The organism is Zestomonas insulae, from assembly GCF_016901015.1.
Taxonomy (GTDB): domain Bacteria; phylum Pseudomonadota; class Gammaproteobacteria; order Pseudomonadales; family Pseudomonadaceae; genus Aquipseudomonas; species Aquipseudomonas insulae.
Genome location: NZ_JAFEUP010000004.1, coordinates 175,940 through 198,345 on the forward strand (window position 1 = coordinate 175,940; position 22,406 = coordinate 198,345).

General features: G+C 68.1%; 18 protein-coding genes. 16 read left to right on the forward strand and 2 right to left on the reverse strand.

Features of this window, described 5'->3' with window-relative positions:
• Positions 1 to 68: 68 nt before the first annotated feature.
• Complete coding sequence (locus JQX08_RS14335; RefSeq protein WP_205349077.1) at positions 69 to 275, forward strand: DUF6434 domain-containing protein; 207 nt, start codon at positions 69 to 71, stop codon at positions 273 to 275.
• Here the strand turns inward: JQX08_RS14335 and JQX08_RS14340 are convergent.
• Positions 272 to 892, reverse strand: coding sequence for a cell wall hydrolase (locus JQX08_RS14340; protein ID WP_205349078.1), 621 nt, complete (start codon positions 890 to 892; stop codon positions 272 to 274). The genes JQX08_RS14335 and JQX08_RS14340 overlap by 4 nt on opposite strands.
• Positions 893 to 1,027: 135 nt before the next feature.
• Complete coding sequence (locus JQX08_RS14345) at positions 1,028 to 1,510, reverse strand: CinA family protein (RefSeq protein ID WP_205349079.1); 483 nt, start codon at positions 1,508 to 1,510, stop codon at positions 1,028 to 1,030.
• Between the two features lie 284 nt (positions 1,511 to 1,794).
• Here JQX08_RS14345 and glgA point away from each other — a divergent pair, with 284 nt between their 5' ends.
• The 15 genes from glgA (at position 1,795) to nirD (ending at position 22,402) form a co-directional block, all read left to right on the forward strand.
• On the forward strand, positions 1,795 to 3,342 hold the full coding sequence (gene glgA, locus JQX08_RS14350) for a glycogen synthase GlgA (RefSeq protein ID WP_205349080.1): 1,548 nt from the start codon (positions 1,795 to 1,797) through the stop codon (positions 3,340 to 3,342).
• Positions 3,339 to 5,087: a malto-oligosyltrehalose trehalohydrolase gene (gene treZ, locus JQX08_RS14355; RefSeq protein WP_205349081.1), complete on the forward strand. Its 1,749-nt coding sequence runs from the start codon at positions 3,339 to 3,341 to the stop codon at positions 5,085 to 5,087. The genes glgA and treZ overlap by 4 nt, the downstream gene beginning before the upstream one ends.
• On the forward strand, positions 5,084 to 7,153 hold the full coding sequence (malQ, locus tag JQX08_RS14360) for a 4-alpha-glucanotransferase (RefSeq protein ID WP_205349082.1): 2,070 nt from the start codon (positions 5,084 to 5,086) through the stop codon (positions 7,151 to 7,153). The genes treZ and malQ overlap by 4 nt, the downstream gene beginning before the upstream one ends.
• Entirely contained in the window at positions 7,146 to 9,956 is a 2,811-nt protein-coding gene (locus JQX08_RS14365) for a malto-oligosyltrehalose synthase (RefSeq protein WP_205349083.1), read from the forward strand. Before malQ ends, JQX08_RS14365 begins: the two co-directional genes overlap by 8 nt.
• Positions 9,943 to 10,215 (forward strand): DUF2934 domain-containing protein, encoded by a 273-nt coding sequence (locus tag JQX08_RS14370; protein ID WP_205349084.1) that lies wholly within the window; start codon positions 9,943 to 9,945, stop codon positions 10,213 to 10,215. The genes JQX08_RS14365 and JQX08_RS14370 overlap by 14 nt, the downstream gene beginning before the upstream one ends.
• 21 nt (positions 10,216 to 10,236) lie before the next feature.
• Positions 10,237 to 12,399 (forward strand): glycogen debranching protein GlgX, encoded by a 2,163-nt coding sequence (glgX, locus tag JQX08_RS14375; protein WP_205349085.1) that lies wholly within the window; start codon positions 10,237 to 10,239, stop codon positions 12,397 to 12,399.
• Positions 12,400 to 12,489: 90 nt separating this feature from the next.
• On the forward strand, positions 12,490 to 13,251 hold the full coding sequence (locus JQX08_RS14380; RefSeq protein ID WP_205349086.1) for a PIG-L deacetylase family protein: 762 nt from the start codon (positions 12,490 to 12,492) through the stop codon (positions 13,249 to 13,251).
• Between the two features lie 139 nt (positions 13,252 to 13,390).
• Positions 13,391 to 13,804: a CBS domain-containing protein gene (locus tag JQX08_RS14385; protein ID WP_205349087.1), complete on the forward strand. Its 414-nt coding sequence runs from the start codon at positions 13,391 to 13,393 to the stop codon at positions 13,802 to 13,804.
• A 35-nt stretch (positions 13,805 to 13,839) separates the two neighbouring features.
• Positions 13,840 to 15,132, forward strand: a complete 1,293-nt coding sequence (locus tag JQX08_RS14390; protein ID WP_205349088.1) for a zinc-dependent alcohol dehydrogenase — start codon at positions 13,840 to 13,842, stop codon at positions 15,130 to 15,132.
• Positions 15,133 to 15,147: 15 nt separating this feature from the next.
• On the forward strand, positions 15,148 to 16,062 hold the full coding sequence (locus tag JQX08_RS14395) for a DUF72 domain-containing protein (RefSeq protein WP_205349089.1): 915 nt from the start codon (positions 15,148 to 15,150) through the stop codon (positions 16,060 to 16,062).
• Positions 16,062 to 16,847, forward strand: a complete 786-nt coding sequence (locus JQX08_RS14400; RefSeq protein WP_205349090.1) for an endonuclease/exonuclease/phosphatase family protein — start codon at positions 16,062 to 16,064, stop codon at positions 16,845 to 16,847. Before JQX08_RS14395 ends, JQX08_RS14400 begins: the two co-directional genes overlap by 1 nt.
• Positions 16,844 to 18,079 carry a cardiolipin synthase ClsB gene (gene clsB, locus JQX08_RS14405; protein ID WP_205349091.1) on the forward strand — a complete coding sequence of 412 codons (1,236 nt, stop codon included), beginning with the start codon at positions 16,844 to 16,846 and terminating at the stop codon, positions 18,077 to 18,079. The genes JQX08_RS14400 and clsB overlap by 4 nt, the downstream gene beginning before the upstream one ends.
• Entirely contained in the window at positions 18,072 to 19,067 is a 996-nt protein-coding gene (locus JQX08_RS14410) for a lysylphosphatidylglycerol synthase domain-containing protein (RefSeq protein ID WP_205349092.1), read from the forward strand. Before clsB ends, JQX08_RS14410 begins: the two co-directional genes overlap by 8 nt.
• A gap of 393 nt (positions 19,068 to 19,460) precedes the next feature.
• The gene (nirB, locus tag JQX08_RS14415; RefSeq protein WP_205349093.1) at positions 19,461 to 22,019 is read left to right on the forward strand and encodes a nitrite reductase large subunit NirB; all 2,559 of its coding nucleotides are present in this window, start codon (positions 19,461 to 19,463) and stop codon (positions 22,017 to 22,019) included.
• A complete protein-coding gene (gene nirD / locus JQX08_RS14420; RefSeq protein WP_205349094.1) occupies positions 22,019 to 22,402 on the forward strand; it encodes a nitrite reductase small subunit NirD in 384 nt (127 codons plus the stop codon). The genes nirB and nirD overlap by 1 nt, the downstream gene beginning before the upstream one ends.
• The last annotated feature ends 4 nt before the right edge of the window (positions 22,403 to 22,406 follow it).

Consider the following 22,406-nt stretch of genomic DNA (forward strand, 5'->3'; position numbering starts at 1 on the left):
CGTATCACGCCCACCCTGCGAGATGCGCTATAACCCCGACCTCAATCATTTCGGGCAAGGACGTGGAAATGGCTTTCGACTGGCACTGCGACCCGATCACCCGCGGCACCCCGGTGCTGCCGAGCTACAAGAACACCCAGAACGTGCGGCGCTTCCTGACCGCGGAGTGCGGCGCCGATTTCCGTTTCGATCGGGACTTCATGGCCTGGATACGCAACGACGTGGCCAAGACCATGGGTGACGTGGCGGATGAGTGGATTCGCCGCAAGCGCTAATGCGCATCCCCGCCACGCGGCTTGTAGAAACGGAATTTTCCGGTCTCGGCGGTCTTGATGTACTCCGCCGCCCAGCTGGGGGAGACTTTGCGGTCGTGGAAATACAGCGCACCGCGGCTGCGGTCCTTGAGCTGCTGATTTAGCGCCTTGCGGGCGATTTCCTTGGCCGCCACGTACTGCTCATCTTCCACCACCTGGTCCGAACGGCCGTCACACCACCAAGAGAACTGGCAGGCGCCCTGCTCCGAGCCCTGTTTGACTACCCCACACACCGTATCGGGAAAGCCTTCGTGGCCCAGGCGGTTCATCACCACGCTGGCGACCGCTTCCATATCGGCCGTTGAACTGCCTTTAGCTTCCCAATAGATGCTGCGCGCCAGGCAGGTGATGGCATCGTCGAGCGCGGCGGCGCCGGCCGGGTCGACTTTCTGCACTTCGGTTTTGGTAATGGCTTCGGCTGTCGGCAACGGTGCCTCGCTGCCCTTCTCCGCGGCTTTGTCTTCGAGCACTTCGGCTTTCTCTTCTACGGCGGCGGCGGTGGCAGCTGGCTCCGCGCCAAGGGCCGGCGCGCCGAGCAGCACGATGGCCAGGCTGGTTGCTATCGCGAGGAGGCGCATGGTCGAACCCTCTGACGTAAGCCAATCGGACTCCACCTCCGCACTACGCCCACCACCTCGCGAAGGTGGCTTCAAGCGTAGCTGCTTTGCGCCATCAACTCCTCCCAGCCGCTGCGGCTGTCGTGCGGCGCCGCCTTAGCCTTCGCGCAGCCGTTCGTAGTAGTACGGCAATTGCAGCAGCGCATGATGCGCCGCGGCAACTCGCACCTCGTTGCGTTCGCCGCTGAAGTGCACGGTTTCGCTGACGACTCCCCGATGATCGGCGATGTTCATTGCACAGGCGAAACACAGCACGCCATCCAGGTCATCGTCGGATTCGGCGATCCCGGTGTTGGCCAGGACGATATCGGCGCCGCTCGACTCCAGGGCGCCAAGCGCCATCTCCCGCGCCACCTCCTCGCTGGTCAGGCCGTACAGCTCGATGGTCTTCTCGCGCACGCCCAGGCAGCCCTGCTTGGCCTCCGGCGAATAGACGATGTAGCCGCGATCAAGCACCTCGCCACTTCCGGAGATCCCCGCCACCAGCGCCGCCATCAGGCCTGCCGTGCAGGATTCCGCAGTGGCCAACCGCAGCTGGTACTTCTTCAGGAAGCTCACCACCTCTTCGATGCTCTGCATGCAAACCTCCAGACGTAATGAACTTGCGCTCTCCCTGCTGTGGAAGGGCCGTGCTGGGCAAAGTTCAAGTTTCCGGCGCCGGCAAGCCGCGGATGAAAAAAGTCGAAACTTTCTCCGCGACCGACCGGTCAGCAAGACATATGGGGTTCCAACGTTCTTCCCGAACGTCCTCACGGTGGTGCCGCGCAGGCGTATGCGCTTGCGCGTGGGAAATGTCAGTGGGCTATGCGTGGGCCTGGCAGCGGGTGCCGACCCAGGGAATGGAAATGATGGTGGAGGATGACATGGGAACAGCTATAGCCACTCGGCTGGATGCGCTGGCCGCGCTGTCGATTCATACGCGCGCGCCGGTCCTGGAACTGGACGGCCACAGCCCGAAAAAGAAGATTCTCTTCGTCACGTCCGAGTTTGCCGACCTGGTCAAGGTGGGCGGCCTCGGTGACGTCTCGGCGGCGCTGCCGCGCGCACTGTTATCGCGTCACGACATCCGCGTGCTGATCCCCGGTTACCAGCAGATTCTCGACAGCGGCGTACCGATTCGCGTGATCGGCCAACTGCCTGGGCACGCCGCGCTGCCGTCCTGCCGGATCGGCCGAATGGACCTCGAAGACGGGCTGATCATCTACCTGGTGCTGTGCCCGGAGCTCTACGAGCGCAACGGCACGCCGTACGCCGACGAGCAGGGCCGCGACTGGCCCGACAATCACATCCGCTTCGCCCGCCTCGGTCTGGCAGCTGCCGACATTGCCGCCGACAGCGCCGAGATGCATTGGCGTCCGGAGCTGGTCCACGCCAACGACTGGCCGGCCGCGTTGGCACCCGCCTACATGGCCTGGCGTGGGCAGACCACGCCGACCCTGTTCACCATCCACAACCTCGCCTATCACGGCCTGTGCCCGCTGGAGTGCACCCCGGAGCTGGACATCCCCCCGGAAGCCTGCGCGCTGGAAACCATGGAGTTCTACGGCAAGCTGTCGTTCCTCAAGGCCGGGATCGCCTACGCCGACCACATCACCACGGTCAGCGAAACCTACGCCCAGGAAATCACCACGCCGGACTATGGTTGCGGGCTGGACGGCATCCTCAAGTGCAAGGTCGATGAAGGTCACCTCACCGGCTTCGTCAACGGCATCGACGAGAGCTGGGAACCGCGTACCGACCCGCACTTGGTGCAGGGCTTCTCGATCCAGGACTGGGACGGCAAGCAGGCCAACGCCGAGCACGTCGAGCGCCTGTTCGGCCTGGACGCCGACGCCGGCCCGCTGTTCGCCGTGGTCTCCCGGCTGGTCCACCAGAAAGGCATTGATCTGACCTGCCAGGTCGCCGAGCGCATCGTCCAGGCCGGCGGGCGTATCGCGGTGATCGGCCGCGGCGAACCGGAGCTGGAAGCCGCGATGGTCGAGGTGGGCCAGTGCCACCCGGGGCGCATCGGCGTGCACATCGGTTTCAACGAGACCGACGCGCGACGCATGTTCGCCGGAAGCGACTTCCTGCTCATGCCCTCGCGCTACGAGCCCTGCGGGCTCAGCCAGATGTATGCGCAGCGCTTCGGCTCGCTGCCGATCGCGCGGCGCACCGGCGGCCTGGCCGACACCATCGAGGACGGCGTGACCGGCTTCCTGTTCCGCGAAGCCACGGTGGAGAGCTACATGGACGCCGTGGAGCGGGCCATGAACGTCTATCGCCACCCTGAACTGCTGCACGCCATGCGCTGCAAGGCGATGTCCTCGCCACCGTTCTGGGAGGAAGCGGTGGAACCGTACAACCAGCTCTACCACGAGCTGCTCGGTACGGTGCACAACGCCGCACTGCCGGGAGCACGCCTGCGATGACGCCACCGTCCACCCGCAGCCATGGCGCGCTTCTGCAGGAGGACGGCACCACCCGCTTTGCCCTCTGGGCACCGGATGCCGCCGAGGTCGCCGTGGTGTTCGACGACGGCGCGCGGCATGCCCTGCGCGGCACGGCGGACGGCTGGTTCCAGGCCACGTTGAACTGCGCGGTCGGCCTGCCCTACCGCTACCTGATCGACGGCCAGCTCGAGGTCCCCGATCCGGCCTCGCGCGCCCAAGCCGGTGACGTGCATGGCGCCAGTCTGGTGGTCGATCCGCAGGCCTATGCCTGGCGCCATCCCGAGTGGCGCGGGCGGCCCTGGCACGAGACCGTGCTGTACGAAGTGCATGTCGGCCTGCTCGGCGGCTTTGCCGAGGTCGAGGCACGCCTGCCGGCATGGGCCGAACTGGGCATTACTGCCATCGAACTGATGCCGCTCGGCGAATTTCCCGGCACGCGCAACTGGGGCTATGACGGGGTGCTGCCATTCGCCCCGGAATCCTCCTACGGCCCGCCGGAAGCCCTGAAAAGCCTGATCGACAGCGCCCATGGCCTGGGCCTGATGGTGTTCATCGACGTGGTCTACAACCACTTCGGCCCGGACGGCAATTACCTCGGCCACTACGCCAGGGCGTTCTTCCGCGAGGACCGCCACACCCCCTGGGGCCCGGCGGTGGATTTCCGCCGCCGCGAGGTGCGCGACTTCTTCTGCGAAAACGCACTGATGTGGCTGCGCGACTACCGCGTCGACGGCCTGCGCCTGGATGCGGTGCACGCGATCGGCGAGCGCGGCTTCCTCGTCGAACTGGCCCAGCGCGCACGCGCCGCCGCCCTGCCCGGCCGGCATGTGCACCTGGTGCTGGAGAACGAGGACAACGACGCGCGCCTGCTCGAACAGGGTTACGACGCGCAATGGAACGACGACGCGCACAACGCCCTGCACGTGCTGCTGACTGGCGAAACCGAAGGCTACTACGCCGACTTCGCCGAGCGACCGATCGACCAACTGGCGCGCTGCCTCGCGGAAGGCTTCGCCTTCCAGGGCGAGATCGACCGGCGCGGCCATTGCCGCGGACGGCCCAGCACACATTTGCCGCCGAGTAGTTTCGTGCTGTTCCTGCAGAACCACGACCAGATCGGCAACCGGGCGCTCGGCGAGCGCCTGACTCAGCTCAGCCACCCGCGCGCGCTGCGCGCCGCAACCTTGCTGCTGTTGCTGGCGCCGATGGTGCCGTTGCTGTTCATGGGCGACGAGTACGGCGCGCGACAACCCTTCCTGTACTTCACCGAGCACCACGACGACCTGGCCGAGGCGGTGCGCGACGGCCGGCGTGCCGAGTTCGCCGAATTCGCGCAGTTCCAGCACGCCGAACAGCGCGCGGCGATCCCCGATCCCAACGCGCCGGCGACCTTCGAGGCCTCACGGCCCAGCGCCGAGGGCCCAAGCGGCGAGCTGTGGCTGGGCTACTACCGCCAGCTGCTGCGTCTGCGCCACGACTGGATCGTGCCGCGCCTGCTCGGCTGCCAGGCGCTCGGCGTCGAGGTACTCAGCGCCCAGGCACTGTCGGCGAGCTGGCGCCTGGGCGATGGCTGCCGCCTGCGCATCGACCTCAACCTCGGCGCGCTCGCCGTCGACCGCCCGCCGCAGCGCCGCGAAGCGCAGCCGTTGTTCGCCTCCGCGGAAGTCTCCATCGCCATGCTGCCGCCGCTGAGCGCCGCCGCCACGCTGGAGGAGCCGTCATGAGCGACGCCCAACTGGCCAGTCTGGCCGAACGCGCCGGGCTCAGCGTGCACTGGACCGACGCCCACGGCCGGCCGCAGCAGCTGACGCCGGAGGTGCAACGCAGCGTGCTGGAGGCGCTCGGTTATCCCGCGCAGAGCCCGCAGCAGATCGACGCCAGCCTCGCCGCGCTCAGCGAACGCCAGCGCCAGGCGCCCCCCGGACCGCTGATCACCCTGGACGCTGGCGACGCGGCCAGCCTCACTGGCCACGTCGCCGCCCACGCTCCCTTCCAGCTGCACTACGAGGACGGCGAGCGCCTCGACGGCCACCTCGACCACGATGGCGCACTGCCGCCGCTGCAGCGCCACGGCTACCACCGCCTGCTGGTCGGCGACCTCGACCTGACCCTGGCAGTGGCCCCCGCAGCCTGCCCGAGCGTCGCCGAGCTGAGCGGCCGGCCACGCATTTGGGGCCTTGCCGCACAGCTCTACGGCCTGCGCCGCCCCGGTGACGGCGGCCTTGGCGACACGCAGGCGCTGGAAAATCTGCTGCACAGTGCCGCGACCAAGGGCGCCGACGCCCTGGCGATCAGCCCGATCCACGCCATGTTCGCCGCCAATCCGCGCAACTACAGCCCCTACTCGCCGAGCAGCCGGCTGTTCTTCAATGCGCTGCACGCCGCCCCGGCCCAGGTGCTCGGCGATGCCGGGCTGCGTCAGGCCATTGACGATTGCGACCTGGCCGGCGAGCTGGCGCGCCTGGAAGCACTCGATCTGGTCGATTGGCCCGCCGTGACCCGCGCCCGTCAGCGCCTGCTGCGCCAGCTATTTCAGCGCTTCTGCGCCCACCCCGGCCCCCTCGCTGCCGACTTCGCGCGCTTTCGCGAGGATGGCGGCGATGCGCTGCTGCAGCATTGCCGCTTCGAGGCGCTGCACGCCCACCTGCTGGCCCGCCAGCAGCTCTACGACTGGCGCAACTGGCCGGAGCCGTACCGCGACCCGGCCCATGCGGCGGTGGTGCAGTTCGCCCATGAGCACGCCGCCGAGGTGGTCTACCACGCCTTCTGCCAGTGGCTGATCGCCCGCTGCCTCGCCCACGCGCAGCGCAGCGCGCGGAATGCCGGGATGCGCGTCGGACTGATCGCCGACCTCGCCGTCGGTGCCGATGGCGCCGGCAGCCAGGCCTGGTCGCGGCAGGCCGAACTGCTGCCGGAGCTGAGCGTCGGCGCGCCGCCCGATGTGCTCAATCGCAGCGGACAGAACTGGGGCGTCACCGCGTTCTCTCCGGAGGGGCTGGCCCGCCACGGCTTCCGCGCTTATATCGAGATGCTGCGCGCCAACCTGGCGCATGCCGGCGGCATCCGCATCGATCACATCATGGGCCTCAAGCGCCTGTGGGTGATCCCGCGCGGCGTGCCGGCCGACGCCGGCGCCTACCTGAACTACCCGCTCACCGACCTGCTGCGCCTGCTTGCCCTGGAATCCACCCGGCACCAGGCGCTGGTGATTGGCGAAGACCTCGGCACGGTACCCGACGGCCTGCGCGGGGAGCTGGCGCGGCGCAACATCCTCGGTATGCGCGTGCTGCTGTTCGAGCAGCAACACGGCCGTTTCGTCGCCGCGCGAGACTGGCCCCACGACGCCCTGGCGACCACCACCACCCACGATCTGCCGAGCCTGCGCGGCTGGTTCGCCGAGCGCGACATCCACTGGCGCGAGCAGGCCGGCCACGGTAGCGCCGAGCACCATCACGCCGATCGCCACGAGCGCGCGCGTGAGATCGACGCCCTGCAGATCGCCCTGCGCGAGCACGGCCAGCCGCTGGAGACGCACCCCTCGCACGAAGCGCGCATCGACGCCTGCATCGGTTTCGTCGCCGACACCCCGGCGCCGCTGGTGCTGCTGCCCCTGGAAGACGCCCTGGGCCTCGGCGAACAGCCCAACCTGCCCGGCCCCGGCGACCTGCACCCGAACTGGCGGCGGCGCATGCCGCACCCCAGCGCCCAACTGCTCGAACAACCGCCGGCGGCGCGCCGCACCGCGCTGCTCGACGCCGCCTGCCGTGCCGAGGGCCGCGAGCATGACTGAGCTGCGTGCCACCCTGCGCTTGCAGTTCCACCGCGACTTCACCCTGGATGATGCGGTGCCCCTGGTCGGCTATTTCGCGCGCCTGGGCATCAGCCATGTCTACGCCTCGCCGCTACTCACCGCGCGCACCGGCTCGCGGCACGGCTACGACGTGGTCGATCCGACGCAGATCAACCCCGAGCTGGGCGGCGAGACCGGCCTGCGGCGCCTGGTCGAAGCGCTGCGCGAGCACGGCATGGGGCTGATCCTCGACATCGTCTCCAACCACATGGCGGTCGGCGGCGGTGACAACCCCTGGTGGCTCGACGTGCTCGAATGGGGCGCGGCCAGCCCCTACGCGGCGTTCTTCGATATCCAGTGGCAGTCGCAGGACCCGCTGATGGACGCGCAGTTGCTGGTGCCGTTCCTGCGCAGCGACTACGGCGACGTGCTCGATGCCGGCGAGATTCTCTTGCACTTCGACGGCCACAGCGGCGGCCTCTACGCGCAGCACTTTGACCACCGCTTTCCGCTGACCCCGCCGAGCTATGCCGACGTGCTGGCCTGCGCCGACACGCCGGCACTGCACAGCCTCGGCGAGCGTTTCGACGCCCTCGGCGGCGACCCGGACGCCGTGACCAAGGGGCGCGAGCTGCGCGCCGAACTGGCCCGCCGCGCCTCCGACCCGCAGTTCTGCGACGCGGTGCACCATGCCGTGGCGAACCTCCTCGGCGAAGGTCACCTCGCCCTGCACCGCCTGCTCGAACGCCAGCACTACCGGCTGGCCAGCTGGCGCACCGCCGCCGACGACATCAACTGGCGGCGCTTCTTCGACATCAACGAGCTGGGTGGCCTGCGCGTCGAGCGCGCCGCGGTGTTCGACGCCCTGCACGCCAAGGTCTTCGCGCTGATCGAGGAAGGACTGATCGATGGCCTGCGCATCGACCACGTCGACGGCCTGGCCAACCCGCGCGCCTACTGCCGCAAGCTGCGGCGCAGCGTCGAGCGCGTGCTGGCCAAGCGCCCGACGGAGCTGCACGCTGCGCACTTCCCGATCTACGTGGAAAAGATCCTCGGCGAACAGGAGCAGCTGGCGAGCGACTGGGGCGTGGACGGCACCACCGGCTACGAGTTCATGAACCAGGTGTCACTGCTGCAGCACGACCCGCTCGGCGAGCTGCACTTGCACGGCTTGTGGAACGCAGTCAGCGGGCGCCCGGCGAATTTCCGCGAGGAAGTGCTGGAAGCGCGCCAGCTGGTGCTCACCGGCAGCCTGGCCGGCGATCTGGAGAACGTCGCCCAGGGCCTGTTGCTGCTGGCACGCACCGACCTGGCGACCCGCGACTTCACCCTCGGCGCGCTGCGCCGCGCGCTGCTCGCCCTGATCGTGCACTTTCCGGTGTACCGCACCTACGCCACGGCCAGCGGCCGTGCGCCGGACGACCAGGCGGTGTTCCGCCAGGCGCTGGCCGGCGCCAGCGACAGCCTCGCCGAATCCGATCGACTGGTGCTGCCGCGCCTCGACCGCTGGCTCGGCGGCCAACCGCTGCGCGACGTGCCGCTCGGGCCCACGCGCCATCTGCAGCGCAAAGTGCTGGTGCGCTTCCAACAACTGACCTCGCCCGCCGCCGCCAAGGCCGTCGAAGACACCGCCTGCTACCGCGCGGGTGTTCTGCTGTCGCGCTACGACGTCGGCTTCGACCCGCAGCGTTTCAGTGCGCCGGCGGAGGCCTTCCATCGCGCCTGCCGCGCCCGCGCGCAGCGCTTTCCACACAACCTGCTGGCCACTGCGACCCACGATCACAAGCGTGGCGAGGACACCCGCGCGCGCCTGGCAGTGCTCAGCGAGCGCTCGCACTGGTATGCCGAGCGCCTGGAACACTGGCGGCGCCTGGCCGCGCCGCTGCGCAGCCAGGTCGACGAGCAAGCGGCGCCCAGCCCCGGCGATGAGGCGCTGCTCTACCAGACGCTGCTGGCCAGCTGGCCGCTGGGCCTCAGCAGTGACGACCGCGACGCACTACACAGCTACCGCGAACGCCTGCAGCGCTGGCAGGAGAAGGCCCTGCGCGAAGCCAAACTGCACAGCACCTGGAACGCGCCGAACGGCCCGTACGAGGACGCCTGCCGGCGCTTCCTCGAAGCCCTGCTGGAAGGCGATGCAGGCCAGCCACTGCGCGACGACCTCGCCGCCGCCGCCGCACAGATCAGCCCGGCCGGGGCCCTCAATGGTCTGGCGCAGTGCCTGCTGAAGCTGACCAGCCCCGGCGTGCCGGACTTCTACCAGGGCTGCGAATTCTGGGACTTCAGCCTGGTCGACCCGGACAACCGCCGGCCAGTGGACTTCGCCGCCCGCCAGGCGACGCGCAACACCCTGGCGATGCCCGCCGCGCTGCTGCGCCACTGGACGGACGGGCACATCAAGCAGTGGCTGATCATCCGCCTGCTGGCCCTGCGCGCCGAGCAGCCGGCGCTGTTCGCCACCGGCGACTTCCGCGCGCTCGCCGTGGAAGGTGCTCAGGCCGAGCGGGTACTGGCGTTCGCCAGGCGCCTCGGCGAGCAGTGCCTGATCGTCGTGGTGCCGCGCCTCAGCGTGCCGCTGCTCGGCGACACCCCGCTGCCGCACATACCGCCGGCGCAGTGGGGCGACACCCGCATCGTGCTGCCCACCGGCCTCGACCCGGCACGCCTGCGCGGCCTGTGCCGCGCCACCTTCACGCCGCCCGCCGCCGGACGCCTGGCGGTGGCCGAGCTGCTCGCCGACTGCCCGGTCAACGCCCTGCTCACCACCCCCGCTGCCGAGGAACCGCGCCATGACCAGCCTTGAACATCGTACCCGGGAGCTCGCCTACCAGATCTGGGAGTCCGAGGGCCGCCCCGACGGCCAGTCGGAACGCCACTGGGCCATGGCCCGCAAGCTCGCCGAGGCGGAAGCCGCCGCCGCAGGCGTTGCGCCAGACGAGCCGGCGGCCACGCCACGGCCGAAACGGGTCAGCAAACCCCGCGCAGTGCCGCCCCCGGAGGCCGCCGGCGAGGAGACCAAGCCGCGTGCCGTGCGCACCACCAGCAAGAAGCCCAAGGCGTAAGCCAGTCCAGCGAGGGTCACCATGAGCAGGCCGGCAAGCAAACCGTCAGCGCCCGAGTTGCTGCGCAAATCGCGCATCGCCGAAGGCCACCCCTTCCCCCTGGGCGCGACCTGGGACGGCCTCGGCGTCAACTTCGCGCTGTTCTCCGCCCACGCCAGCAAGGTCGAGCTGTGCCTGTTCGACGCCAAGGGCGAGACCGAGATCGAGCGCATCGAGCTGCCGGAGTACACCGACGAGATCTGGCACGGCTATCTGCCCGACGCGCACCCCGGGCAGATCTACGGCTACCGCGTACACGGCCCCTACGAGCCGGACGCCGGCCACCGCTTCAATCCCAACAAGCTGCTCATCGACCCCTACGCCAAGCAGCTGATCGGCAAGCTCAAGTGGTCGAAATCGCTGTTCGGCTACACCATCGGCCACAAGGACGCCGACCGCAGCTTCGACGAGCGCGACAGCGCCGCCTACGTGCCCAAGTCCAAGGTCATCGACCCGGCGTTCACCTGGGGCGAGCGTCCGCCGGTGCGCGTGCCGTGGGACAGCACGGTGATCTACGAAGCGCACCTGCGCGGCCTGAGCATGCGCCACCCCTCGGTCGCTGAGCACCTGCGCGGCAGTTTCGCCGGGCTGATGAACCCCGAGCTGCTGCAGCACATTCGCTCGCTGGGGGTGTCGAGCATCGAACTGCTGCCGATCCATGCCTTCGTCAACGACCAGCACCTGCTCGACAGCGGCATGAACAACTACTGGGGCTACAACAGCATCGCCTTCTTCGCCCCGCACCCGGCCTACCTGGCCAGCGGGCACATCGCCGAGTTCAAGGAGATGGTCGCGCACCTGCACGACGCCGGCCTCGAGCTGATCCTCGACGTGGTCTACAACCACACCGCCGAGGGCAACGAGCTGGGCCCCACGCTGTCCATGCGCGGCATCGATAACGTCAGCTACTACCGCCTGCAGGCCGACAACAAGCGCTACTACATCAACGATTCCGGCACCGGCAACACCCTCGACCTCAGCCACCCCTGCGTGCTGCAGATGGTCACCGACTCGCTGCGCTACTGGGCCAGCGAGATGCGCGTGGACGGCTTCCGCTTCGACCTGGCGACCATTCTCGGCCGCTACGCCGACGGCTATGACGAGCGCCACAGCTTCCTCGTCGCCTGCCGCCAGGACCCGGTGCTGAGCAAGGTCAAGCTGATCGCCGAGCCCTGGGACTGCGGACCCGGCGGCTATCAGGTAGGCAACTTCGCGCCGGGCTGGGCCGAGTGGAACGACAAATTCCGCGACAACGCGCGTGCATTCTGGCGTGGCGACGAGGGCCAGGTGGCGGAGCTGGCCAGCCGCCTGACCGCCTCCGGTGACCTGTTCAACCAGCGCGGTCGGCGGCCGTTCGCCTCGGTCAACTTCATCACCGCGCACGACGGCTTCACCCTGCGCGACGTGGTGTCCTACGACCACAAGCACAACGAGGCCAACGGCGAGGACAACCGCGACGGCAGCGACAACAACTACTCGTGGAACCATGGCGTCGAAGGTCCCAGCGACGACCCGGAAATCCGCGCGCTGCGCCTGCGCCAGATGCGCAACCTGATGGCCACCCTGCTGTTCGCCCAGGGCACGCCGATGCTGGTTGCCGGCGACGAGTTCAGCCGCACCCAGCAGGGCAACAACAACGTTTACTGCCAGGACAACGAGCTGGGCTGGGTCGACTGGCAGCTCGACGACGAAGGCCAGGAGCTGCTCGAGTTCACCCGGCGCCTGATCAGCCTGCGCCGTGCTTACCCGATCATGCGCCGCAACCGCTTCCTGGTCGGCCACTACAACGAGGAGCTGGGCGTCAAGGACGTCACCTGGCTGTCGCCGTGCGGCAACGAGATGACCGACGAGCAGTGGCAGGACAGCCACGCGCGCTGCCTGGGCATGCTCATGGACGGCCGCGCGCAGCCGACCGGCATCCGCCGCAGCGGCGCCGACGCCACGCTGCTGCTGGTCCTCAACGCGCACCACGACATGGTCAATTTCCGCTTGCCGGAAGTTGCTCAGGGCAGCGCCTGGAGCTGCCTGGTCGACACCAACCGCCCACAACTGCGCGCCCTGGAGCGCTTCGCCTTCGGTGACGACTTCGCCGTCACCGGACGCTCGCTGTTGCTCTTCGAGCTGCAACGGGAGGCCGACGCATGAGCGGCTGACGAACTGCGCGACAGGCAGGCTGAACGCGCCGCGCCGACCAGGGTCAATTGCAGCAGGACAGGACTCAGGGAGCTGGACGCCATGAAAATCGACCGCAACCTCCAGGGAAATGGCACTCCGCTCCGCGCCTGGCACGCCTCTCGACGGTTGGATAGCGTTGCCCCCATCAGCGCCGCAGAGCTGGTCGGCGAACACCAGCGGGCGGTGATCGTTGCCCCGCATCCGGATGACGAAGTGCTTGGCTGCGGCGGCCTGCTGCAGCGGCTGGTCGGCCTCAAGCGCCGCCTGATGCTGATCTCGGTGACCGACGGCAGCGCCGCCTACCCGGGCTCGCTGCGCTGGTCGGCGGAGCGCTTGAGCATCATCCGCCCGCAGGAAAGCACCGAAGCACTGCGCCGTCTCGGCGTGCCGTTGAACGAAACCCAGTGGATTCACGGCGGCTTCCCGGATTCCGCGGTGGCGGCGCACGAGGCGCGTCTGGTGCAGTTTCTCGGCACCTACCTGCAGCCCAGCGATGTGCTGTTCACCCCCTGGCGCGGCGATGGCCACACCGATCATGAGGCAGTGGCGCGCGCCTGCGTGGCGGCGGCACGGGCCGTCGGCGCGTCGGTGCACGAGGTGCCGATCTGGGCCTGGCACTGGGCGCAGCCGGAGGACCAGCGCCTGCCCTGGGAGCGTGCACGCAAACTCGAACTGGATCTGTGGACCCAGGCGCGCAAGCGCCACGCCATCCAGGCGTTCGCCAGCCAGACCCAGGGTGACCCGGAGCGCGGCATCGAGCCGATTCTCAGCCCCATCGTCCTCGAACGTCTGCAGCAGTCGTTCGAGGTGATCTTTCTGTGAGCCGCCTGGGATAGTCGTCAGCACGCTCGCAAGGGCCGCCACGGCGGCAAAAAAAGCCTGAACCGCGTCCCGCCGCCTCAGTCGGACCTAATAGGTGCCTGAGCTTCAGGCCTGCCTTTTCCGTACGCCCGGAGGCCCCATGAAAATTTCCGACATCATGACCCGCAACGTCCACACCGCCGCGCCCGAGCAGAGCATTCGCGAGGCCGCCGCGATCATGGCGCGCATCGATACCGGCGCGCTGCTGGTCAACGACAAGGATCGCCTGATCGGCATGGTCACCGACCGCGACATCGCTATCCGCGCGGTCGCCGAAGGCCTTGACGGCAACACGCCGATTCGCCAGGTGATGAGCGGCAACATCCGCTACTGCTTCGAGGACGAAGAGGTGCAGCACGTCGCCGAGAACATGGCGGACATCCAGTTGCGCCGCCTGCCGGTGCTCAATCGCGAGAAGCGCCTGGTCGGCGTGGTGTCGCTCGGCAACATCAGCAGCGCACGCAGCCCGCAGGCCAGCGCCACGGTGCTGCAGGGCGTCGCCAAGGCGCATTGAAGCCCGCAGCGGGGCAGCCCCCCGAGGATGTGCCCATGAAAGCCGTGGTATTCCATGACGTCGGCGATATCCGCCTCGAGGACGTCGCCGAACCGACCCTGCAGGCGCCCACCGACGCGATCATCCGCCTGACCGCCTCGGCGATCTGCGGCACCGACCTGCACTTCGTGCGCGGTACGGTCAGCGGCATGCAGAAAGGCACCATCCTCGGCCACGAAGGCGTGGGGATCATCGAGGAACTCGGCGCCGACGTGCGCAACCTGCAGGTTGGCGACCGCGTGGTGGTGCCCTCGACCATCGCCTGCGGCAACTGCTCGTACTGCCGCGCCGGCTACTACGCGCAGTGCGACGTGGCCAACCCCAACGGCAAGCAGGCCGGCACCGCGTTCTTCGGTGGGCCGTCGGCCAGCGGGCCGTTCCACGGCCTGCAGGCCGAGCGGGCGCGTATTCCGCACGCCAACATCGGCCTGGTCAAACTGCCCAGCCAGATCAGCGACGACCAGGCGATCCTGCTGTCCGACATCTTTCCCACCGGCTACTTCGGCGCGGAAATGGCCGAGATCACCCCCGGCGACACCGTGGCGGTGTTCGGCTGCGGCCCGGTTGGCCAGTTCGCCATCGCCAGCGCGCTGCTGATGGGCGCGGCGCGGGTGTTCGCCATCGACCACCACGAAGACCGCCTGCGCATGGCCCGCCAGCAAGGCGCGGAAATCATCGATTTCGACCAGGAGGACCCCATCGAAACGCTGCGCCGGCTGACCGGCGGGATCGGCGTGGACCGCGCCATCGACGCGGTGGGCATCGACGCCGAGCACCCGCACGACTGCGATAGCCGCCAGGCCGCGCTGTTCCGCGAGGAACTGGCGGTGGTCACCCCGCACACCCACCCGGACGGCGCCAACTGGCAGCCCGGCGATGCGCCGAGCCAGGCCCTGCAGTGGGCGGTCGAGGGGCTGGCCAAGGCCGGCACGCTGTCGATCATCGGCGTCTACCCGCAGCAGGCGCGGACCTTCCCGATCGGCCTGGCGATGAACAAGAACCTGACCATCAACATGGGTAACTGCCACCACCGGCGCTACATCCCGCACCTGATCGAGCTGACCCTGGCCGGGCGCATCGATCCGGCGAAGATCCTCACCCAGATCAAGCCGATGACCGACGCCATCGAAGCGTTCAAGGCATTCGACCGCCGCGACCCCGGCTGGATCAAGGTCGAGCTGCACCCGCAGCGCCAGCAGGCGCGTGAGGGTGACGAGGAAACCCTCGGCAAACGCCTCGACGCGACCCTCGACGCTGCCGGCGCACCGCCCGCGCCCGGCAAGTCCTGAACGAGCGCAGCGCAGATGAGCGAGATCCGTATCGGCATTTCCGGCTGGCGCTACGAGCCCTGGCGTGGCGACTTCTACCCCGACGGGCTGGCGCAGCGCCGCGAGCTGGAGTTCGCCTCGCGGGCGGTCACCAGCATCGAGATCAACGGCTCGTTCTACGCTCTGCAAACCCCGGAGCGCTATGCCGGCTGGTATGCCGACACGCCCAAGGATTTCGTCTTCAGCGTCAAGGCGCCGCGCTACATCACCCATGTGCGCCGGCTGCGCGACATCGAGACGCCGCTGGCGAACTTCTTCGCCTCGGGAATATTCCAACTTAAAGAGAAGCTGGGACCGATCCTCTGGCAGTTTCCACCCAGCTTCAGCTTCGATGCGGCGCAGTTCGAGCACTTCCTCGGCCTGCTGCCGCACACCACGAGCGAAGGCCAGCAATGCGCGCGGCACTGCGATCCACGGCGCCGGCATCCTGGCTACCTGGCCGCGGCAGACCAGCGAGCGCTGCGGCATGCGGTGGAGATTCGCCACCCAAGCTTCGTCTGTGCGGAATTCGTCGCCTTGTTGCGGCGCCATAACGTAGCCCTGGTGGTCGCCGACACCGCCGGCAAATGGCCCTATGTGGAGGATGTCACCAGCGATTTTGTCTACCTGCGCCTGCATGGCGACAAGCAGCTCTACGCCAGTGGCTATTCCCCGGCGGCGCTGCGCCGCTGGCAGCAGCGCATCGAAAGCTGGAGTCACGGCGGGCAACCGGAGGATGCCCAGCTGATCGTCGACCAGGCACCGCGCAAGCGCGCCTCGCGCGACGTGTATTGCTACTTCGACAACGACATCAAGGTGCGCGCCCCTTACGACGCCCGCGCCCTGCTGGAGCGCCTCGGCCTGGCCGCAGCCTTGGAGACTGCCCCCGGAGAACAGCTAGGAGCTGCTTGATGACGACCTTCGCCAAAGCCGCAGCGCCGACCGCCCTGGCGCCCGCCGTGCACACCCTGCATGTGCTCACGGTGAACACCCACAAGGGTTTCACCGCGCTGAATCGGCGCTTCATCCTCCCCGAGTTGCGCGAAGCGGTGCGCAGCGTGAGCGCCGACGTGGTGTTCCTCCAGGAAGTGCTCGGCGCCCATGAGCGACATGCGCGGCGCGTGCATAACTGGCCGGAAGTGCCGCACTACGAATTCCTCGCCGACAGCATGTGGCCGCAGTTTGCCTACGGCCGCAACGCCGTGTACCCGGACGGCGAGCATGGCAACGCACTGCTGTCGAAGTACCCGATCCGCGAATACGCCAACTACGACGTGTCGCTCAACGACACCGAGAAGCGCGGCCTGCTGCATGCAGTGCTGGACGTACCGGGGCAGCAGGCGGTGCATGCGATCTGCGTGCACCTGGGCCTGCTCGAAGGTCATCGCCTGCGCCAGTTGCACCTGCTCTGCGAGCTGCTCGAACGGATTCCCGCCAGCGCGCCGGTGATCGTCGCCGGTGACTTCAACGACTGGCGCCTGCGCGCCGACGCCGAGCTGGCCCGCCAGGGCATGGCCGAGGTGTTCGTCGGCGCCTATGGCGCGCCGGCGCGCAGCTTCCCGGCGCGCTGGCCGGTGCTGCGCCTGGACCGCATCTACCTGCGCAACGCCACGGCGCATGCGCCGTGCGTGCTGTCCAAGCGGCCCTGGTCGCACCTCTCCGACCATGCGCCGCTGGCCGTGGAGGTGCAGCTATGAGCTACGCGTGGCGGGATGGCAATGAGGTGCGCCTGCTGATCAACGGCGAGGAGTACTACCCCCGTGCGTTCGAGGCGATCCGCGCGGCGCGCGAAGAGGTGCTGGTGGAGACCTTCATCATCTTCGAGGACAAGGTCGGCCGGGCCTTCAAGAACGCGCTGATCGCCGCCGCCCAGCGTGGGGTGCGGGTCGAGCTGACCGTGGACGGCTACGGCACCTCGGAACTGAGCGCCGAGTATGTCGGTGCGCTGACCGAGGCCGGAGTGAAGATTCACGTGTTCGACCCGGCGCGTCGGGTGTTCGGCCTGCGCACCAACCTGTTCCGTCGCATGCACCGCAAGATCCTGGTGGTCGACGGCGAGCGCGCGTTCATCGGCGGCATCAACTATTCCGCCGACCACCTCGGTGATTTCGGCCCGATGGCCAAGCAGGACTACGCCATCGAAGTGCGTGGCCCGGTGGTCGCCGACATCCACCGTGACACCCTGCGCATGATCAAACCGGCGAGCAGCGAGCCGAGCCGCGTGCGTCCGGTGACCCGCCACGCCGGCAACGCGCGGCTGCTGCTGTCGGTGCGCGACAACCAGCGCCACGGCACCGATATCGAGGAGCAGTACCTGCGCGCGATCCGCACTGCCGACCACCGCCTGGTGATCGCCAACGCCTACTTCTTCCCCGGCTACCGCCTGCTGCGCGAGTTGCGCAATGCGGCGCGGCGCGGGGTGAAAGTCACCCTGATCCTCCAGGGCCAGCCGGACATGCCGTGGGTCACCGCGCTGTCGCGGCTGCTGTACAACTACCTGCTGCGCGACGGCGTGACCATCTACGAGTACTGCCAGCGCCCGCTGCACGGCAAGGTGGCGCTGGTCGATCGCGAGTGGTCGACGGTCGGTTCGAGCAACCTCGACCCGCTGAGCCTGGCGCTGAACCTCGAGGCCAACCTGTTCATCCGCGATGCGGCGTTCAACCAGCAGCTTTATGACCACCTGCTCGGCCTGGCCAGCGAGCACTGCAAGAGCATCAGCCTGGCGCGGGCGATCCGCGGCTACTGGTGGCGGGCGCCGCTGATCTTCGTCGGCTTCCACCTGACCCGCCGTTTCCCGGCCATCGTCGGCCTGCTGCCGGCGCACGCGCCGCGCCTGAAATCGCTGCACACCCGCGACGACGGCGAACTGACCTACGCCAGCGAACCACCGGAATCGCCACTGCCGCAGGGTGACTCGCATGGCTGAGCGCGCCCTGGCCAGCGCGCCGAGCGCCCCGGCGGCGCATCACCACGCCCCACGCAAAGCCTGGCAGGTGTGGGGCAAGCGCTTGCTGACGGCGTTCTTCTTCATCCTCGTGCCAGTGCTTCTGTACATGCTGGTAAAGAACCTCGACTGGCAGGAGGTCAAGCACGCCCTGCAGTCCTACCGGCTGAGCACCCTGCTGCTCGGCGGCGCGATCGCCTTGGCCAGCTACTTGGTGTACACGGGCTTCGACCTGCTCGGCCGCTACTACACCCGGCACGGCTTGCCGGTGCTGCAGGTCATTCCGGTGGCCTTCGTCTGTTACGCCTTCAACCTCAACCTGAGTTCCTGGGTCGGCGGTATCGCCCTACGCTTTCGCCTGTATTCGCGCCTCGGGCTGAACACCGCGACCATCGCCAAGGTGCTCAGTCTGAGCCTGATCACCAACTGGCTGGGCTACCTGCTGCTGGCCGGCACGGTATTCTCGCTGCGCCTGGTGCGCCTGCCGAGCTCCTGGCAACTGGGTACCACCGGGCTGCAGTGGATCGGTTTCCTGCTGCTGGCTGTCGCCCTCGCCTACCTGCTCGCCTGCCGCTTCGCCACGCGACGTGAGTGGAGCTGGCGCAAGCTGGAGGTCAGTCTGCCGACCCTGCGCCTGGCGCTGTTGCAGGCCGGGCTCGGCGCGCTGAACTGGTCGCTGATGGCTGCGCTGATCTACCTGCTGCTGCCCGACAAGGCCTTCTACCCGACCATTCTCGGCATCCTGCTGATCAGCAGCATCGCCGGGGTGATCACCCATATCCCCGCCGGTCTGGGCGTGCTCGAGGCGGTGTTCATCGCCCTGCTCCAGCATGAATTCTCCCAGGGCACGCTGATGGCCGCGCTGATCGGCTACCGGGCCCTCTACTTTCTGCTGCCGCTGCTGATCGCCTGCGTGGTCTATCTGGTCCTGGAGAAGCGCGCCAAGGCACTGCGGCAGAAGAACCAGTAGATGAACCGCCCCAAAAAAGGGACGCACCTCGCGCCGCGCACATTTCTGGCTCAGCCGTAGGCGGCCGATGCTCCGCCCGCGCCATTCGCGAAAACCGCTCAAGCGCCCACAGCACGGGCGTTCCGCCGGCCTTCGGCAAGACTGGCATGCAACCTGCTAATGCCCCACTACCGCGTGCCGGAGCTTCCGGCAGCGCGTCCCGCGTGGTCACCGCCGACCACTGGCCTGTTCAGGCACGGGATGAGTGAACCGGGCAACGGGGCTCAGGTCATCACTCCTCAAATCATGAATACCAGGCAAAGGCGCCTGGAGCTGATCGCCAGCTCCAGGCGCTTTTTTTTGTGTCTTTTTTAACCGCGTTGCCCCGGCAGCGGCTGGTACTGAGGAACGGCTATGAACTCCATCGTCACTCCGATCAAGAGCGAAACCCTGATCGTCATCGGCAACGGCATGGTCGGCCACCACTGTGTCGAGCAGTTGATTGAACGCGGCGCCCTGGGCCACTACCAGGTGCACGTGTACGGCGAAGAACGCCAACGCGCCTACGACCGCGTGCACCTCTCCGAATACTTCGGCGGCAAGGATGCCGAAGCGCTGGCCCTCGGTGACGCCGAGCTGTACGCCCGCCACGGCGTGCACCTGCACCTCGACGAAGCGGTGCTGGAGATCGACCGCGAGCGCAAGCAAGTGGTCACCCGCAGCGGCCGGCGCAGCTACGACCGTCTGGTGCTTGCCACTGGCTCCTACCCCTTCGTGCCGCCGATTCCCGGTGCCGAGGGCAATTCGCGACTGGTCTACCGCACCCTCGACGATCTCGACGCGATTCGTAACGCCGCCGCCAATGCGCGCCGTGGCGTGGTGGTCGGTGGCGGCTTGCTCGGCCTGGAAGCGGCCAACGCATTGAAGTCGCTCGGCCTGGAAGCCCACGTGGTGGAGTTCGCCCCACGACTGATGCCGATGCAACTGGATGCCGATGGCGGCGCCGCGCTGCGCGCGCGGATTGAAGCCCTCGGTGTTGGCGTACACCTGTCGCGTGCCACTCAGGACATCGTGATTGGCGAGGACTACGCCTACCGGATGAACTTCAACGACGGCGAATACCTCGAGACTGACCTGATCGTGTTCTCCGCCGGCATTCGTCCGCAGGATGCCCTGGGTCGCAGCGCCGGCCTGGAGATCGCCGCGCGCGGCGGCGTGGTGATCGACAACGACTGCCGCACCAGTGACCCGGCGATCTACGCCATCGGCGAATGCGCCTCGTGGAACGGCAGCATCTTCGGCCTGGTCGCCCCCGGCTACACCATGGCGCGCAACCTCGCTGCGCAGCTGGTTGGCCAGGCGCACGAGCCGTTCACTGGCGCCGACATGTCGACCAAGCTCAAGCTGCTCGGCGTCGACGTCGGCTCTATCGGCGATGCCCACGCTGCCACGCCGGGCGCCAAGAGTTACCGCTACATCGACGAAGCCAACGCCAGCTACCGCCGCCTGGTCGTCTCGCCGGACGGCAAGCACGTGATCGGCGCAGTGCTGGTCGGTGACAACAGCTACTACGACACCCTGCTGCAGTACGCGCAGAACGGCATCAAGCTGCCGCAGGACCCATCCAGCCTGATCCTGCCGCTCTCCGATGGCGCGCCGACCCTCGGCGCCGACGCGCTGCCGGACACCGCGACCATCTGCTCCTGCCACAACGTCAGCAAGGGCGCGGTGTGCTGCCAGGTCGACGCGGGCATCACTGACCTCGGCGAACTCAAGGCGGTGACCAAGGCCGGCACCGGCTGCGGCGGTTGCAGCGCGCTGCTCAAGCAGGTCTTCGAGCACGAACTGAGTGCCCGTGGCGTGGCCGTCGACAAGAGCCTCTGCGAACACTTCGCCCACACCCGCCAGGAGCTGTACGCCATCGTGCGCGTGGAAGGCGTGCTGAGCTTCGAGGAGCTGCTCGCCAAGCACGGCCGCGGCCACACTGGTTGCGACATCTGCAAACCGGCGGTCGGTTCGATTCTCGCCTCGTGCTGGAACCAGTCGATCACCGACCCGGCGCTGGTGCCGTTGCAGGACACCAACGACACCTTCATGGCCAACATGCAGAAGAACGGCACCTACTCGGTGGTGCCGCGCATTCCCGGCGGCGAAATCACCCCGGACGGGTTGATCGCCATCGGCGCGGTGGCGAAGAAATACGACCTGTACACCAAGATCACCGGCGGCCAGCGCATCGACCTGTTCGGCGCGCAGCTGCACGAGCTGCCGGACATCTGGGCCGAGCTGATCGCCGCCGGCTTCGAGACCGGCCACGCCTACGGCAAGTCGCTGCGCACGGTGAAATCCTGCGTCGGCAGCACCTGGTGCCGCTACGGCGTGCAGGACAGCGTGGGCATGGCGCTGCTGCTGGAGAATCGCTACAAGGGCCTGCGCTCGCCGCACAAGATCAAGTTCGCCGTCTCCGGCTGCACCCGCGAATGCGCCGAAGCGCAGAGCAAGGACGTCGGCGTGATCGCCACCGAGAAAGGCTGGAACCTGTATGTCTGCGGCAACGGCGGCATGCGCCCGCGGCACGCCGAACTGTTCGCCACCGACCTGGATGACGCCGGGCTGGTCCGCGCCATCGACCGCTTCCTGATGTTCTACGTGCGCACCGCCGACAAGCTGCAACGCACGTCAGTGTGGCGCGAAAGCCTGGAAGGCGGCCTCGACTACCTCAAGGCAGTGATCCTCGACGACAGCCTCGGCCTCGGCGCCGAACTCGAGGCGCAGATGCAGCTGGTGGTCGACCGCTACGAGTGCGAATGGGCCAACGCCATCCAGGACCCGGAGAAGCTCAAGCGCTTCCGCACTTTCGTCAACGACCGGCGCGGCGATCCGGACATCCACTTCGTCAAGGAACGCGGCCAGCGGCGCCCGCTGCTGGCCTCCGAACTCCACCTGATCCCCGTCACCGAGGAGGTGCTCTGATGAGCCAGTCCAATGTCGTGCGTATCGCGTCTTCCGCGCTGTCCTGGCAACCGCTGTGCCGCAGCCAGGACCTGGTGGCCAACTCCGGCGTGGTGGCCTGGCTGGATGGCGCGCAGATCGCCCTGTTCCACCTGCCACATACCGTGGACGGCGAGCAGCTGTTCGCCATCGACAACCGCGACCCGAAATCCGGCGCCAACGTGATCGGCCGCGGCATCGTCGGCCAGCTCAAGGGCGATCTGGTGATCGCCTCGCCGCTGTACAAGCAGCACTACCGCCTGGCGGACGGCAGCTGCCTGGAATACCCGGAACAGCGCCTGCGCGTCTGGCCGGTGCGACTGAACGGCGATGCCGTGGAAATCGGCGTGGCCAGCCAGGCCTGACGAC